At 49.1% G+C, this 16,555-nt stretch carries 10 protein-coding genes; 8 read left to right on the top strand and 2 right to left on the bottom strand.

Translation table 11 applies throughout. From position 1 onward, the window contains the following. Positions 1 to 251 precede the first annotated feature (251 nt). The 6 genes from FYJ59_RS00130 to FYJ59_RS00155 all read left to right on the top strand — a co-directional run bounded on the left by FYJ59_RS00130 (position 252) and on the right by FYJ59_RS00155 (position 10,707). Positions 252 to 1,217, top strand: a complete 966-nt coding sequence (locus FYJ59_RS00130) for an MraY family glycosyltransferase (RefSeq protein WP_154494781.1) — start codon at positions 252 to 254, stop codon at positions 1,215 to 1,217. 16 nt (positions 1,218 to 1,233) lie between these two features. Next, positions 1,234 to 1,734 carry a transcription elongation factor GreA gene (gene greA, locus FYJ59_RS00135; protein ID WP_022153558.1) on the top strand — a complete coding sequence of 167 codons (501 nt, stop codon included), beginning with the start codon at positions 1,234 to 1,236 and terminating at the stop codon, positions 1,732 to 1,734. Between the two features lie 46 nt (positions 1,735 to 1,780). After that, the gene (locus tag FYJ59_RS14270; protein ID WP_154494782.1) at positions 1,781 to 3,316 is read left to right on the top strand and encodes an HAD hydrolase-like protein; all 1,536 of its coding nucleotides are present in this window, start codon (positions 1,781 to 1,783) and stop codon (positions 3,314 to 3,316) included. A 237-nt stretch (positions 3,317 to 3,553) separates the two neighbouring features. After that, positions 3,554 to 4,357: a glycosyltransferase gene (locus FYJ59_RS00145; protein WP_154494783.1), complete on the top strand. Its 804-nt coding sequence runs from the start codon at positions 3,554 to 3,556 to the stop codon at positions 4,355 to 4,357. Positions 4,358 to 4,651: 294 nt separating this feature from the next. After that, the gene (gltB, locus tag FYJ59_RS00150) at positions 4,652 to 9,199 is read left to right on the top strand and encodes a glutamate synthase large subunit (RefSeq protein WP_154494784.1); all 4,548 of its coding nucleotides are present in this window, start codon (positions 4,652 to 4,654) and stop codon (positions 9,197 to 9,199) included. 14 nt (positions 9,200 to 9,213) lie between these two features. Next, positions 9,214 to 10,707: a glutamate synthase subunit beta gene (locus FYJ59_RS00155; RefSeq protein ID WP_022153554.1), complete on the top strand. Its 1,494-nt coding sequence runs from the start codon at positions 9,214 to 9,216 to the stop codon at positions 10,705 to 10,707. A gap of 46 nt (positions 10,708 to 10,753) precedes the next feature. Here the strand turns inward: FYJ59_RS00155 and uxaC are convergent, their stop codons facing one another. Together uxaC and FYJ59_RS00165 are read right to left on the bottom strand one after the other, a co-directional pair. Continuing rightward, positions 10,754 to 12,166, bottom strand: a complete 1,413-nt coding sequence (gene uxaC, locus FYJ59_RS00160) for a glucuronate isomerase (protein WP_154494785.1) — start codon at positions 12,164 to 12,166, stop codon at positions 10,754 to 10,756. Between the two features lie 64 nt (positions 12,167 to 12,230). Continuing rightward, positions 12,231 to 13,238, bottom strand: a complete 1,008-nt coding sequence (locus FYJ59_RS00165) for a LacI family DNA-binding transcriptional regulator (protein ID WP_118550656.1) — start codon at positions 13,236 to 13,238, stop codon at positions 12,231 to 12,233. Positions 13,239 to 13,609: 371 nt separating this feature from the next. Here FYJ59_RS00165 and FYJ59_RS00170 point away from each other — a divergent pair, with 371 nt between their 5' ends. Beyond that, positions 13,610 to 15,070, top strand: a complete 1,461-nt coding sequence (locus tag FYJ59_RS00170; protein ID WP_154494786.1) for a tagaturonate reductase — start codon at positions 13,610 to 13,612, stop codon at positions 15,068 to 15,070. After that, a complete protein-coding gene (locus tag FYJ59_RS00175) occupies positions 15,055 to 16,548 on the top strand; it encodes a UxaA family hydrolase (protein ID WP_022153550.1) in 1,494 nt (497 codons plus the stop codon). The genes FYJ59_RS00170 and FYJ59_RS00175 overlap by 16 nt, the downstream gene beginning before the upstream one ends. The last annotated feature ends 7 nt before the right edge of the window (positions 16,549 to 16,555 follow it).

A 16,555-nucleotide genomic window follows, 5' to 3' on the forward strand; every position in this document is an offset into this window, starting at 1 on the left:
CATAGGGCATTTCTCCTTTTATGGCTATTTTTTAGAAAGTGTTCATAAGAATATAGTAGTCCACCGTGAGGGGACTGTCAAATGCAACAGTTCGACTGAACTGTTGTGGAAATTATTTGAGATTCCGGTATATTTGTGTTAAAATGTTTTGTAACTGTTCTGGGACGTTCATTCCACGAAGACCTCGCCGGACAGTTATGAAATTTATCAGAAAATACAGCATGAGAGTGTTGTGAGGAATGGAGATTCGTATGTTACAGATGATCTTGCCGGAGGGAAGCAGTTCTCTTCTTGCTTTTTTTGGAATTCTTTTTGCTTTTGGTGCTACGGTACTGGCAACGGCGAAATTGAGTCCGTATCTGCCCAGGGATGCCGGAAGAGAATTTGCCCATGATGGAAAATTGTCCGCGGGGAAACCCAGAGGCGCCGGAATTATTTTTGTCCTGGCATTTGTGGCATCTGTTCTACTGTTTTCGCCTTTAAGCGCAGAGCTGGTGATCTACCTGCTGCTGATCGTGGTATGCATGATGACGGGATTTCTGGACGATGCTTCCAAGACTCCATGGGGTGAGTACAAAAAAGGTTTCTTAGATCTGTGCGTGGCGGCACTGGTAGCCATCACTTTCCTGAAATATAATTCCAACGTGGTGGAACTGGCGCTGTTCCATGTAAAGTTCACTCTGCCGCCTGTGGTATTCGCCATTCTCACGGTAATTCTGGTATGGACCTCCGTGAATGTGACCAACTGCTCCGACGGTGTGGACGGACTGTCCGGAACCCTGTCGATCATTACCATCATCTCCATCTATATTGTAGACCGCATGAAGGAGGTCGACGAGACCTATTCCTTCCTGATCCTATTATTTGCCGTATGTATTCTGGGATATCTGTGGTACAATGCGACACCCAGTAAGCTGATGATGGGGGATGCCGGTTCCCGGGCCATGGGATTGTTCATCAGCATCGCCATTTTGAAGAGCGGCTGCCCGCTCCTGTTTATCCCATTGGCGCTGGTGCTGATCCTGGACGGAGGACTGGGACTTCTTAAGGTGTCTCTGCTTCGTTTCCTGAAGATCCATATTTTGAAAAATGTACGTACCCCACTGCACGATCATGTGCGTAAGGTGTGGGATTGGTCCAATACACAGACCGTATTCCGTTTTGCAATCATTCAGATCATTCTGTCTTTGGCAGTGATCTATGCGATGCAGCTGTAGAAAGAAGGATTATATTATGTACGACGAATTAACACCCACTGACATTAAGAAAATGGAAGATGAGATCGAGTACCGCAAGCTGGTGGTACGTCCCAAGGCATTGGAGGACGTGAAGGAAGCCAGAGCTCACGGCGATCTCAGTGAGAATTTTGAATACTATGCAGCCAAAAAGTATAAGAATCAGAATGAGAGCCGCATCCGTTATCTGGAGAGAATGATCAAGACTGCAAAGGTCATCTCCGAGAACTCCGCAGCGGATGAGGTAGGTATCAACAACACCGTTACCGTGGAATTTATCGATGACGGCACGGAAGAGGATTACAAGATCGTGACCACCGTCCGCGGTAATTCCCTGGAAGGTCTGATCAGCAACGAGTCCCCCCTGGGCAAAGCGCTCCTTGGCAAAAAAGTAGGAGATGTGGTCCATGTGCAGGTCAATGCTAATGTGGGCTATGACGTGGAGATCAAGGCATTGAAAAACACCGAGGATGACGGAGACAAGATCCGCAGCTTCTAATCATCTGCGGAACATATAAGAATAGAAAGAAAAAGGAATTATAAGAATGAAGAAATATCTGCTGTTTGATCTGGACGGCACCCTGACAGATCCTAAAATCGGAATTACTACCTGTGTGCAGTATGCACTGCACTCCTTTGGCATCGAGGAGCCGGATCTGGACAAGCTAGAACCCTTTATCGGACCGCCCTTACGAGACAGTTTTATGGAATTCTACGGTTTCACCGCCGAACAGGCAGAAGAAGCTGTGGCAAAATACAGAGAGCGCTTTCAGGATACGGGACTTTTTGAAAATGAGGTCTATGACGGTATTCCGGAGATGCTGAAAACGCTTCAGTCGAAGGGGTATTTCCTGGCAGTGGCATCCAGTAAGCCCCAGGTATACGTAGAGCGCATCCTGGAACATTTTGATCTGAAAAAATATTTTTCTGTAGTGGTGGGTAGTGAACTGGACGGCAGAAGAGAAACCAAGGATCAGGTGGTACAGGAAACTCTGCGCCAGCTCTTTGGAGAGAATCCCGTGGATCCGGCGCAGGTCTATATGATCGGTGACAGAAAGTTCGACGTGGAAGGAGCCAGGGCTCTCGGTGTGGAGAGCGTGGGCGTGACCTACGGCTACGGAAGTAAGGAAGAGTTAAAGGAAGCGAAGGCGGATTACATTGTACAATCCGTGGAAGAACTGGAGAAATTTTTACTCCGTGGCAGTGAAGAATTACTGAACGGAAATCCGGACAATAAAAAGAAAAACCCCATGTATCAGAGAATCTGGACCATGGTGTATTCGTTTCTGATGTTTATATTGGTGCGCAATGCAGTGCAGTATGCGCTGCTGGCACTGTTATATCAGCTGGCACAGTCCGGAGCCTCCGGTGGACTGGTGGATCTTTTAATCCTACGGGATGAGACCGGCGCCTATAACGGCTACTCCGGAGATGTCTCCAGTATCATTTCGGCTCTTGGATTCATCGGCGGTGCCATTGCCGTATGGTCCACAGCGAAGATGCTCATTGATAAAAATAAAGAGGACATGCACTTAAGCCACTTGAAAAAAGAGGGAAAGAGCAAATATGTCTTACTGACTGTGGCTACCATCGGTGCCGTCATCGGATGCAATCTCCTGTTTGAACTCCTGGGAGTGACCAATAAGTCTGAGGCTTATACCGAAGTGGCAGCCCAGCAATATTCCGCACACTTTATCGTAGGAATCCTCGTATTCGGCTTCATCTCCCCCATAGCAGAGGAACTCCTGTTCCGCGGAGTTATCTACGGATACCTTCGCAGATTCATGGATATCAAACTCGCCATAGCCCTGTCCGCCCTGATCTTCGGTGTCTACCACATGAACTACGTCCAGGGCGTATACGGCTTCCTCATCGGCTGCCTGATGGCATATGCTTACGAATACTTTGGAGAGTTCAAAATGGCAGTCTTTGTCCATGTGGCATCCAACGTCCTCGCCTACTGCCTGTCCTATACCGCCATCGCCGTCACCGGCTTTGTCAGCTGGCCTGTATGCGTGATTTTCCTGGCAGTGGCAGTTGTATCCCTCGGGATGCTTCACAAACAGAAAAATATATTTTAGGCAATAAAAAGTACATTTGTCACCATCCAAATACTTGATAAGATATACAAAGATGGACAACGTAACCCAGCAGCCGAAAACAGGGTAAGGATAAGCAGGCCGTAAGCAGACGTCGGCACTTAGTGACCGTACTTTGGTCACTTACGTGCCGCTACGCTCTGCGACAGAGTGCGAACGTGCCGCGTTCCTTGCCCTGTTCTCGACTGCGGAGATATTATATCTTAAAAGGAGCAACATATGAAATTCAGCATCATCGTAGTCTGCTTAAACCCAGGTCCTAAACTGAATCAGACTCTGGACAGCATCCTGTCCCAGACCTATCCGAGCTTTGAGATCATTGTCAAGGACGGCGGCAGCCGCGACGGCTCCATAGAAACCATGCGCGAGGACAGACGCATCCACCTATACCAGGAATCCGACCACAGCATCTACGAAGCCATGAACCAGGCAGTCTCCCATGTGACCGGCGACTACATTCTCTTCCTAAACTGCGGTGACCTCTTCTATGACAACGAAGTTCTGACCCACACCGCACAGTTCATGGAACAGCACCCGGCGAAACTTCAGGGCATCTACTACGGCGATACCTACAGTGCGAAGACAGAGACGAAGATATCTTCCCCACCACGCATCACCGGTTTCGTCTGCTACCGCAACATTCCCTGCCATCAGTCCTGCTTTTATGCTGCAGACCTGTGCAGACAGAAGCCCTATGAACCCAAATATAAGATCCGTGCAGATTACGAACATTTCCTCTGGTGCTATTATCGTGCCAAAGCACCCATGCAGTATCTGGGACTTACCGTGTCCTCCTACGAGGGCGGCGGCTACTCTGAGACCAAGGAGAACCTGAAGCGTAGCGCTGCAGAACATAAGGAGATCACAGCAAAATACATGAATCCCGGAGAACTGTTCCGCTATCGGGCAGTAATGGCACTGACACTGGCACCTCTTCGCACTGCACTGGCAGAGAGTAAACACTTTTCTGCAATGTATCAGAAACTGATGAGCAAGGCGTATGGGCGGAAACAGGAAAAATAGGGGAGAACCCCCAAAAAGTTGTGCTGGAAATACAATTTTAAAGAGAAAATTAATACAATTTCCAGATAACAGGCGTGTAAATAATAGAATTGACAAATTATCTGACAATTCATAGAAAAATCTATATTTACAAATGAGAAAAATAGGTGTATAGTACAGAAAAGGTCGCAATGAGGCGCTCGAAAGAGTCTCATTGCGACCTTTTTTGTTACTATTACGGTCTTGCGAATGAGGTTCTGAATAGTAACAGACAGATTAAGAAGAGAGAAATAAAAAACCGGAAAGGAGAACCATATGTTTGATGTAAGACAGGAGCTGCCCAAGGCACCGTTATATCGGGAAGAATTTGAGCATGATAACTGCGGTATCGGAGCCTGTGTCAATATTCATGGAGAGAAAAGCCGCGCTACTGTTGAGAATGCGCTGAAGATCGTAGAGAATCTGGAGCACAGAGCCGGTAAGGATGCGGAAGGTAAGACCGGTGACGGTGTCGGTATTCTGACCCAGATCCCTCACAAATTTTTTGCAAGAGTCACAAAGGCTCTGGGCATGGATATCGGCGGAGAGAGAGAATACGGTGTTGGCATGTTCTTCTTCCCTCAGGAAGAGCTGCGCCGCAACCAGGCGAAGAAGATGTTCGAGATCATTGTGGAAAAAGAAGGAATGGAATTCCTTGGCTGGCGTGAAGTGCCTACTTTCCCCAATGTACTGGGACATAAGGCAGTAGAGTGCATGCCCTACATCATGCAGGGCTTTGTGAAAAAGCCCGTCGATGTGGAAAAAGGTCTGCCCTTCGACCGCAGACTTTACATTGCAAGGCGTGTATTTGAGCAGTCTTCCGATGATACCTATGTGGTCTCTCTTTCCAGCAGAACCATCGTATATAAAGGAATGTTCCTGGTGGGACAGCTTCGTACCTTCTTTGCAGACTTACAGAGTGCGGATTACGAATCTGCCATTGCCATGGTACATTCCCGTTTCTCCACGAACACCAACCCCAGCTGGGAGCGTGCGCATCCGAACCGCCTGATGGTACACAACGGCGAGATCAACACCATCCGCGGCAATGCCGATAAGATGCTGGCCCGTGAGGAGAACATGGAATCCGAGCATCTGAAAGGGCAGCTGCATAAGGTATTACCCGCCATCAGCAAGACCGGTTCCGATTCTGCGATGTTGGACAACACATTGGAGTTCCTGGTAATGAGCGGCATGGAGCTGCCTCTGGCAGTCATGATCGCTATCCCCGAGCCCTGGGCGAACAACAAAGCAATGTCCCAGACCAAGAGAGATTTCTATCAGTATTACGCTACTATGATGGAGCCCTGGGACGGTCCCGCATCCATCCTGTTCTCCGACGGAGATATCATGGGTGCCGTGCTGGACAGAAACGGTCTGCGTCCTTCCCGTTACATGATCACGGATGACAATACCCTGATCCTGTCCTCCGAGGTAGGTGTGCTTCCCATTGATCCCACGAAGATCAAAGTAAAAGAAAGACTTCGTCCCGGCAAGATGCTCCTGGTCGATACCGTACAGGGCAGAGTCATCGATGACGAGGAGATCAAGGAAAAATATGCTTCCAGACAGCCTTATGGAGAATGGCTGGACAATAACCTGACAGAACTGAAGAGCATCCATATCCCAAATTACCGCGTCCCGGAATACACCTACGAAGAGCGCCAGCGGATGCAGAAGGCTTTTGGCTACACCTACGATGAAATGAAGCAGAGCATTCTGCCGATGGCAAAGAACGGCAGCGAAGCTATCGCAGCCATGGGTGTGGATACGCCACTGCCAGTGCTGAGTAAGACGAATCATCCGCTGTTCCATTATTTCAAGCAGCTGTTTGCACAGGTGACGAACCCGCCTATTGACGCTATCCGAGAGGAGATCGTAACCTCCACCACCGTATACATCGGTACCGAAGGCAACATCCTGGAGGAGACTCCGAAGAACTGTAACGTTCTGAAGGTCAACAACCCGATCCTGACCAACACCGATCTCTTGAAAATCAAGAACATGAAAGTAGACGGCTTCAAGGTAGAAGTCGTACCTATCGTATATTACAAGAACACCAGCTTAGAGCGTGCCATTGACCGACTGTTCGTGGAAGTGGACAGAGCTTACAGAGAAGGCGTGAACATTCTGATCCTGTCCGACAGAGGCGTGGATGAGAACCATGTGCCCATTCCTTCCCTGCTTGCTGTATCTGCCCTGAACCAGTATCTGGTACGCACCAAGAAGAGAACCAGAGTCGCATTGATCCTGGAGTCCGGCGAACCCAGAGAAGTACACCATTTTGCTACGTTGCTCGGTTACGGTGCCTGCGCCATCAACCCTTATCTGGCACAGGATACCATCAAGGAGCTGATCGAGAGCAATATGCTGGATAAGGATTACTATGCAGCAGTGGATGATTACAACAATGCTGTCCTCCACGGCATCGTCAAGATCGCATCCAAGATGGGTATCAGCACCATCCAGTCCTATCAGGGTTCCCAGATCTTCGAGGCTATCGGTATCGCGCCGGAAGTTATCAGTAAGTATTTCTCCAACACCGTATGTCGTGTGGGAGGTATTACCTTAAAAGATATTGAGCAGCAGGTAGACGACCTGCACTCTCAGGCATTTGATCCTCTGGGACTGAAAAACGATCTGACCTTAAACAGCCCCGGACATCACAAGATGCGTAGCGGCGGTGACGAGCATCTGTATAATCCCGCTACCATCCATATGTTACAGGAATCCACCAGACGCGGTGATTACCAGATGTTCAAGCAGTACACCGCCATGGTCAATGACGAAGATTCCATCAAGAACCTCAGAGGACTGATGGACTTTAACTATCCGAAAAAGGGCGTGCCCATCGAGGAAGTAGAGCCGGTAGAATCCATCGTGACCAGATTCAAGACCGGTGCCATGTCCTATGGCTCCATTTCCAAGGAAGCCCATGAGACCATGGCCATCGCCATGAACCATCTGCACGGCAAGAGTAATTCCGGTGAGGGCGGTGAGGATCTGGACCGTCTGACCGTAGGCCCGGACGGCTTAAACCGTTGTTCCGCCATCAAGCAGGTAGCCAGCGGACGTTTTGGCGTCACCAGCCGCTATCTGGTGAGTGCACAGGAGATCCAGATCAAGATGGCACAGGGAGCAAAACCCGGCGAGGGCGGACATCTGCCCGGAGGAAAGGTATATCCCTGGATCGCCAAGACCAGACACTCCACACCCGGTGTGTCCCTGATCTCTCCGCCCCCTCATCACGACATTTATTCCATTGAGGATCTGGCGCAGCTGATCTACGATCTGAAAAATGCCAACACCCAGGCAAGAATCTCCGTAAAGCTGGTATCGGAAGCCGGTGTGGGAACCGTAGCAGCCGGTGTGGCCAAGGCGGGAGCTCAGGTCATCCTGGTATCCGGTTATGACGGCGGTACCGGTGCAGCACCGAGAAACTCCATCCACAATGCCGGACTTCCCTGGGAACTGGGACTGGCAGAGACCCATCAGACCCTGATCATGAATGGACTGCGTAATAAAGTCCGCATTGAGACCGACGGTAAGCTTATGAGCGGCAGAGACGTAGCCATCGCAGCGATTTTAGGTGCCGAGGAGTTCGGTTTCGCTACTGCTCCATTGGTAACGATGGGTTGTGTCATGATGAGAGTATGCAATCTGGATACCTGTCCGGTAGGTGTGGCTACCCAGAACCCGGAGCTGCGGAAAAACTTCCGCGGTAAGCCGGAATATGTGGAAAACTTTATGAAATTTATCGCACAGGAGCTGCGGGAATACATGGCAGCCCTGGGTGTGCGTACCGTAGATGAACTGGTGGGCAGAACCGATCTGCTGAAGAGAAAAGAGCATCTGACCGAGCGCCAGGAAGAAGTGGATCTTACCCAGATCTTAAGCAACCCTTACGAGGGCAGCAAGCAGAAGGTAACCTTCGATCCCAGGCAGGTATATGACTTCCAGTTAGAGAAGACACTGGATGAGAAGGTGCTGTTAAAGCAGCTGGGCAAAGCCATCGATGCGGGACAGAAGCGCAGTATCGAAGTGGATGTCAGCAACACTGACCGTGCCTTCGGTACGATCCTCGGAAGTGAGATCACCAGAAAACTGGGCGATGACGTGGAAGAAGATACCTATCATGTACTGTGTAAAGGTGCCGGCGGACAGTCCTTCGGAGCCTTTATCCCCAAGGGCCTGACCCTGGAGCTGGTGGGCGACAGCAATGACTACTTCGGCAAGGGCTTATCCGGCGGTAAGCTGGTGGTATATCCCCCACAGGGCAGCAAGTTCAAGGCTGAAGAAAATATCATCATCGGTAATGTGGCACTGTACGGTGCAACCTCCGGTAAAGCATTCATCAACGGTGTGGCAGGCGAACGTTTCTGCGTACGTAACTCCGGTGCCATTGCGGTAGTCGAAGGTGTGGGTGATCACGGTTGTGAATACATGACCGGCGGACGTGTGGTAGTCTTGGGTCCCACCGGTAAAAACTTTGCAGCCGGTATGAGCGGAGGCATCGCGTATGTACTGGATGAAGGCAACGATCTGTATAAGCGTCTGAATAAGGAAATGGTATCTTCCAGCGAGATCACATCCAAATATGATGTGCTGGAGCTGAAATCCATGATCCAGGAGCATGTGGCACTGACCAACTCCGCAAAGGGTAAGGAAGTGCTGGATAACTTTGGAGAGTATCTGCCTAAGTTCAAGAAGATCATCCCTCATGACTATGAGAGAGTCCTGAAGACCATCGTACAGATGGAGGAAAAGGGACTGAGCGCAGAGCAGGCACAGATCGAGGCATTCTATGCCAACACCAGAAAGTAAATGGGAGGTAAGTCATGGGAAAACCAACGGGATTTATGGAATATAAAAGGGAAGTCAGCGTGGCTGAAGATCCTAAGAAGAGAATACAGCATTTTAATGAATTCCATGAGCATCTGCCGAAGGAAAAGCAGCGTTTACAGGGTGCCAGATGTATGGAATGCGGTGTGCCGTTCTGTCAGTCGGGCATGATGATCTGCGGTATGGCCAGCGGATGCCCCCTGCACAATCTGGTGCCGGAGTGGAACGATCTGGTATATACCGGCAACTGGCAGCAGGCTTACAACCGTCTGAAGAAGACCAACAATTTCCCCGAGTTCACTTCCAGAGTGTGTCCTGCCCTGTGTGAGGCAGCATGTACCTGCGGACTGAACGGGGATCCGGTCTCCACCAAGGAGAACGAATATGCCATCATTGAAAACGCCTACAGCGAGGGCTATGCGGCAGCCAAGCCCCCTGTGGTACGCACCGGTAAAAAGGTAGCAGTCATCGGCAGCGGTCCTTCCGGACTGGCAGCAGCGGATCTGCTGAACCAGAGAGGACATCAGGTAACAGTATTTGAGCGTTCCGATCGTGTGGGAGGACTGTTGATGTACGGCATCCCCAACATGAAACTGGAAAAGCAGATTATTGACCGCAAGATCAATATTATGAAGGAAGAGGGTGTCACCTTTGTCACAGGAACCGACATCGGCAAGGACATCAAAGCCTCCAAGCTTTTGCATGATTTTGACCGCGTCGTACTGGCATGCGGTGCCTCTAATCCCAGAGACATCAATGCTCCTGGCAGAGATGCCGAGGGAATCTATTTTGCGGTGGATTTTCTGAAAGCCAATACCAGGAGCCTTCTGGATTCGAATTTTGAAGATAAAAAATATGTGGAGACCAAGGGGAAAAATGTGGTTATCATCGGCGGCGGTGATACCGGTAATGACTGCGTTGGAACCTCCATCCGTCACGGAGCAAAATCTGTGACCCAGATCGAGATGATGCCAAAGGCACCGGACAAAAGAGCAGAGAATAATCCCTGGCCCGAATGGCCGAAGGTCTGCAAGACCGATTACGGCCAGGAAGAAGCTATTGCGGTCTATGGACATGATCCGAGGATATATGAGTCTACAGTCAAGGAATTTATCAAGGATAAGAACGGCAATCTGAAAGCTGTGAAGATCGTGAAGCTGTCCTGGGAAAAGGATCCGGCTACCGGACGCATGAAGATGCAGGAGATCGCGGGAAGCGAGCAGATCCTGGATGCAGAGATCGTGCTGATCGCCGCAGGATTTTTAGGAACCCAGAAATACATTGCTGATGCTTTCGGCGTGGAATTAAATGAACGCACCAATGTAAAAACAGCTCCCGGAAAATACCAGACCAGTGTGGAAAATGTATTCGTCACCGGCGATATGCACAGAGGACAGTCCCTCGTCGTATGGGCCATCCGCGAAGGCAGAGAAGCTGCACATGCTGTGGATGAGAGCCTGATGGGATACTCCAACCTCGTGATTCAATAAATAAAGAAAGCCCCCGGCTCATCACCGGGGGTTATTGTTTTATCTCTTATGCCAGAGGGAACTTGAAGTATCTCTTTGCGTTATTGTAAGAAATATCGGTTACGATCTCGGACAAAGTATCGTAATCTGCAGGGAACTCGCCGTTCTCTACCCAGTTACCGATCAGGTTGCACAGGATACGGCGGAAATACTCATGTCTGGTGTAGGACAGGAAGCTTCTGGAGTCGGTCAGCATTCCTACGAATCCGGACAGATTACCCAGGTTAGCCAGGGAGATCATCTGATCCTGCATGCCGGTCTTGTGATCATTGAACCACCAGGCGGAACCCTGCTGGATCTTGGCAACAGCGGTGGAATCCTGGAAACATCCGAGGATGGTACCGATAGCCTGATTGTCGTTAGGATTCAGGCTGTAAATGACAGTTCTGGGAAGCTCGTCACTTACGATCAGAGCGTTCAGAAAGTCGGCCATCTGAGCGGAAGGAGCGTAGTTGTTGATGCAGTCGTAACCGGTATCGGGACCCAGCTTCTCGAACATCAGGGTGTTGTTGTCACGCTTACAACCGTAGTGCAGCTGCATAGCCCAGTCGAGTTTATGATATTCGCGGCCTGCGAACAGCATGAAGGCGGTCTTGAATTTCAGTTCCTCTTCCTTGGTCAGAACCATCTTGTTCAGTCTCTTTAAGAAGATCTCTTCCAACTCATCATCGGAAGCGGGATAGTACATTACATACTCTAAAGCATGGTCAGATACGTTACATCCCATGGATGCGAAAAATGCCATACGGTTCTTCAGAGCTTCCTTTAAGCTTGCAAAAGAGTTGATCTCGGTCATGCCGGCAGCAGCAGCCAGCTTCTCCAGATAATCCAGATAATCGGGCTTCTCGATATTCATAGCCTTGTCGGGTCTCCATGCGGGCAGAACCTTTACATCGAAAGTATCATCTGCAGCCAGCTTCTTGTGCCACTCCAGAGAATCGATAGGATCATCGGTGGTGCAGATCAGGGTAACGTTACTCTGCTTGATCAGGTTACGAACGCTCATGGAAGGCTGATGGAGCTTTTCATTGCACAGGTTCCATACTTCGTCAGCGCTGTTTTTGTTCAGAACGCCATTGTAACCGAAATATCTCTGCAGCTCCAGATGGCTCCAGTGGAATAAGGGGTTGCCGATAGCCTTGCCCAGGCATTCTGCCCATTTGCAGAACTTCTCGTAATCGGATGCATCACCGGTGATGTACTTCTCGTCAACACCGCAGGAACGCATGAAACGCCACTTGTAGTGGTCACCGCCCAGCCATACCTGGGTGATATTGTCGAACTGACGATCCTCAGCGATCTCCCTGGGATTAATATGACAATGGTAATCCAGAATCGGTGTTTTTTCTGCATAGTCGTGGAACAGCTTCCTGGCTGTCTCAGTCTCTAACAGAAAGTCCTTGTCCATAAATGCTTTCATTTTAAAATCCTCCATAAATATACTAAAGGGTATTTTCAGCTACCCCATTGCTGTAAAGAAAAAATTATTTTGTGGTGCCGCGTTTTACCAGTTCTCCGGAGAACACGGTCTTTTTCGGCATCTCGTTTCCTTCCAGGACACCCATCAGAGTTGTGATCAGATGCTGGCAGAGCGTCTCTAATTTATTGTCGATGCTGGTCAGTTCCGGATCACAGCAGCTTACCAGCATGGAATTATTATAACCGATAATGGACAGATCTTCCGGAATGCGAAGTCCCATTTCCCGGCCGTATTTCAGAGCACCCAGAGCCAGGGAATCGTCAGCGGCGATAACACCGTGGAAAGAGATTCCTTTTGCATGGAGCTTTTTCAACTGATCGGCCATGGCGGGAATATCCTCGTGGGATCCCTGATAGAGCTGCAGGAAACTTCCGTTGGTGAGAAGTCCCTTTTCTTCCATGGCGGCACGGTAGCCTGCCAGCTTTTTCTTACCACTGTAGGAAGTAGAATTATAGAAATACAGAATATCTTCCACACCGGAGCGGATCATCTCCATGGTAGCGTCATACATGGAAGTAAAATCATCCGAGACAACACTGTATACATTTGGAGCATCCATCGCTGCATTTAACAGCATTACAGGAACCTGCGCGGAGGCATCTGTAATGTATTTGTTGTCTTCTTCCTTTTCATAAATAAAGTTGGAACCTACCAATATAATGCCGTCCACCTTTTTGGTGATCAGAAGGTTCATGGAGCTGGCTTTGGTAGCCAGATCATAACCGGTACAGCACAGGATACTGTCATAGCCGTTGGCACGAAGCTTCTGTTCGATATAATAGATCGCCTTGGCTAAATACAGATCGGAACTGTCGGCACACATAATACCGATGGTCTTCATCGTGTTGAGCCCCAGTCCCCGGGCAAACGCATTGGGAGTGTACTCATACTGGTTGATTACGTCTAGAACTTTTTTCTTGGTTTTCTCGCTTACATTGTTGCTTCCGTTGAGTACGCGGGAAACAGTAGCAATAGAGACACCGGCCTTCTCAGAAATATCATAAATTGTCATCTGTGGCTTCCTCCTGCTTCTATGTAACAAAAGTTTGTAAGAAAAATGTAAGTAGTTACACAAAAAGCTATATATGAATTATAACGAAAGACTTCTTTTTTTTCAAGATACTTTTTCAACTTCTCATATGCCAAAAAAATATCAAAGTGAAATATTGCTGATAAAATCGGCGGTTTCATGAAAATAAAACTTTCTGTTTTTGGTGATTGACGAAACCATTTTTTTGAAGTAAAATGATTTATGAAAGTACTTACATAAACTTCCTACAATTTAGATTTGTTTGCAAGGCGTGTCGGGGAGCGTAAGTGCAGGTAACAGAGTGCCGCAAGACGGTGCAGATAGGATACGCTAAGCGTAGAATGGAGGATAAAATGGATATCTTAAACAAGGCAAAGACCGGTAAAAAGGAGAGACCTATCAAGGTCGTACAGTTCGGTGAGGGTAATTTCTTACGTGGATTCGTAGATTACATGATTGATATCGCTAACGAGCAGGGTAAGTTCGACGGAGACATCGTTCTGATCAAACCCATCGAGTTCGGCAATCTGGATATGTTCCACAAGCAGGACTGCCAGTACACTGTATCTCTTCGCGGTAATGTGAACGGTGAAGCCAAGATCATCAATAGAATCGTAACCAGCGTTGCAGACGCAGTAGACACTTATAATGAATATGACAAGTACATGGGACTTGCCGAGATCGATACCTTACGTTTCGTAGTATCCAACACCACTGAGGCAGGTATCGTATATGATGATACCGATAAGTTTGAATTAGAGCCTCCCAAGACTTTCCCCGGCAAGCTGACCAAGTTCTTATATCACAGATTTGAGACTTTCAAGGGTGACATGAGCAAGGGCCTGGTAATGCTTCCCGTAGAGCTGATCGATGACAACGGTATTATGTTAAAGAAGTGTGTAATGCAGCTGATCGAGCTGTGGGGATTGGGCGATGAATTCAAAAAGTGGGTAGATGAGGCATGCGTATTCACCTCTACTCTGGTTGACCGTATCATTACCGGTTATCCCCGTGCCACGGAACAGGAAGAGTGGGAGAAGCTGGGCTATGAAGATCACATCATGGTAACCGGTGAGCCGTTCGCTCTGTGGGTTATCGAGTCTGCTAAGGATATCAGCAAGGAGTTCCCTCTTCCCGATGCAGGACTTCCTGTTATCTTCACTGACAACCAGAAACCTTACAAACAGAGAAAGGTTCGTATCTTAAACGGCGCACATACTTCCTTTGTACTGGCTTCCTATCTGTGCGGCAACGACATCGTAAGACAGTCCATGCAGGATGACGATATCCGTAACTTCATGCTGAAGACCATTTATGACGAAGTGATCCCTACCCTGTCTCTGCCGGAGGAGGAGCTGAAGCAGTTCGCAGGTGAGGTTGTAAACCGTTTCAATAACCCTTACGTAGACCATGCACTGCTTGCAATCTCCTTAAATTCCGTATCCAAGTGGAGAGCAAGATGTATGCCCAGCCTGTTAGGCTATGTTGAGAAGACCGGTAAGCTTCCCGCTCATCTGACCTTCTCCATCGCAGCACTGATGGCTTTCTATACCGGTACCGAGATCCGCGATAAGGCTCTGATCGGTCACAGAGACGGTCAGGAATACAACATCATGGATGACAAGGCAGTTCTGGAGTTCTTCGCAGCGAACTGTGAGAAGGACACGCAGACGTTTGTAACTTCCTTCCTGGGGAATGAAGACTTCTTCGGTCAGGATCTGAACAAGGTTCCCGGACTTACCGATGCAGTCACAGCATACCTGGATGATATTAAGGCAAATGGCATGAGGGCAGCATTATGCAAGATTTCTTAAAGATTAATGACAATGATAATGTAGTCGTAGCATTAAATACGATTCCTGCCGGTGAGAAGATCACAGTCTCTGTCGGTGACGGTTCTAAGACCGTTACCGCCAGAGAGGAGATCCCCGCAGGACATAAGATGGCAATCTGTGACATTCCCGAGGGCGGTGAGGTCATCAAATATGGTTACCGTATCGGTAATGCCAAGGAGAACATCGCAGAGGGCAGCTGGATCCATACTCATAATGTTAAGACCGCTTTGGGCGATCTGTTGGAGTACACCTACAATCCCACTCCCGTAGAGGAGAAGAAGACGGAAGATGTGACCTTCATGGGCTTCAACCGTCCCGACGGTAAAGTAGGCGTTCGTAACGAGATCTGGGTCATCCCCACCGTTGGCTGTGTCAACAACGTGGCAACAGCCATCGCAAAGCAGGCCAATGCATTCGTTAAAGGTAGTGTGGAAGAGGTTATCGCATTCCCTCATCCTTACGGTTGTTCTCAGATGGGCGATGATCAGGAGCATACCCGTAAGATTCTGGCAGACCTGATCAATCATCCCAATGCAGGCGGTGTTCTGGTATTGGGACTGGGCTGTGAGAACAGCAACATTGATGTGTTGAAGCCTTATATCGGTGATTATGATGAGAACCGTGTAAAATTCCTGGTGTGCCAGGAGCACGAGGATGAGATCGCAGACTCCGTAGAGATCATCAAGGGTCTGATCGATTACGCATCCAAATTCGAGAGAGAGCCCATCAGCGTCAGCAAGCTGGTCATCGGCATGAAGTGCGGCGGCAGCGACGGACTGTCCGGCATTACCGCGAACCCCTTAGTAGGACGTTTCTCCGATCTGCTGATCTCCAAGGGTGGCACCACCATCCTGACCGAGGTTCCCGAGATGTTCGGAGCAGAGACCATTCTGATGAACCGTTGTGCCAACGAGGAACTGTTCCACCAGACCGTAGACCTGATCAACGACTTCAAGAACTACTTCAAGAGCCACAATCAGACCATCTACGAGAATCCTTCCCCGGGTAACAAAAAGGGTGGCATCTCCACTCTGGAGGATAAGTCTTTAGGCTGTACGCAGAAGTCCGGTAGTGCTCTGGTCAAGGGCGTACTGCAGTATGGCGATACCGTGAAGACTCCGGGACTGAACCTTCTGTCCGCACCGGGCAATGATCTGGTAGCAGCTACCGCACTGGCAGCCGCAGGAGCACATATCGTACTGTTTACCACAGGACGCGGAACTCCTTTCGCATCTCCGGTTCCTACCATGAAGATCGCGACCAACTCCCGCCTGGCAGGCAAAAAGTCCAACTGGATCGATTTCAATGCCGGCGTACTGGTAGAGGATAAGACCATGGAAGAGGAGACTAAGGCTTTGTTTGATCTGGTAGTGGAGACCGCTTCCGGCAGGCAGGTATGCAGCGAGGCAGCAGGCTTCCATGATATGGCTATTTTCAAGCAGGGTGTAACTCTGTAAAAGATCA

The organism is Waltera intestinalis, assembly GCF_009695995.1.
Taxonomy (GTDB): Bacteria; Bacillota; Clostridia; order Lachnospirales; family Lachnospiraceae; genus Acetatifactor; species Acetatifactor intestinalis.

Coding starts and splice junctions, on each gene's coding strand:
- FYJ59_RS00175 (WP_022153550.1), top strand. CDS start 15,055: ATGCAAGATTTCTTAAAGATTAATGACAATGATAATGTAGTCGTAGCA.
- FYJ59_RS00155 (WP_022153554.1), top strand. CDS start 9,214: ATGGGAAAACCAACGGGATTTATGGAATATAAAAGGGAAGTCAGCGTG.
- FYJ59_RS00170 (WP_154494786.1), top strand. CDS start 13,610: ATGGATATCTTAAACAAGGCAAAGACCGGTAAAAAGGAGAGACCTATC.
- FYJ59_RS00145 (WP_154494783.1), top strand. CDS start 3,554: ATGAAATTCAGCATCATCGTAGTCTGCTTAAACCCAGGTCCTAAACTG.
- uxaC (WP_154494785.1), bottom strand. CDS start 12,166: ATGAAAGCATTTATGGACAAGGACTTTCTGTTAGAGACTGAGACAGCC.
- greA (WP_022153558.1), top strand. CDS start 1,234: ATGTACGACGAATTAACACCCACTGACATTAAGAAAATGGAAGATGAG.
- FYJ59_RS14270 (WP_154494782.1), top strand. CDS start 1,781: ATGAAGAAATATCTGCTGTTTGATCTGGACGGCACCCTGACAGATCCT.
- gltB (WP_154494784.1), top strand. CDS start 4,652: ATGTTTGATGTAAGACAGGAGCTGCCCAAGGCACCGTTATATCGGGAA.
- FYJ59_RS00165 (WP_118550656.1), bottom strand. CDS start 13,238: ATGACAATTTATGATATTTCTGAGAAGGCCGGTGTCTCTATTGCTACT.
- FYJ59_RS00130 (WP_154494781.1), top strand. CDS start 252: ATGTTACAGATGATCTTGCCGGAGGGAAGCAGTTCTCTTCTTGCTTTT.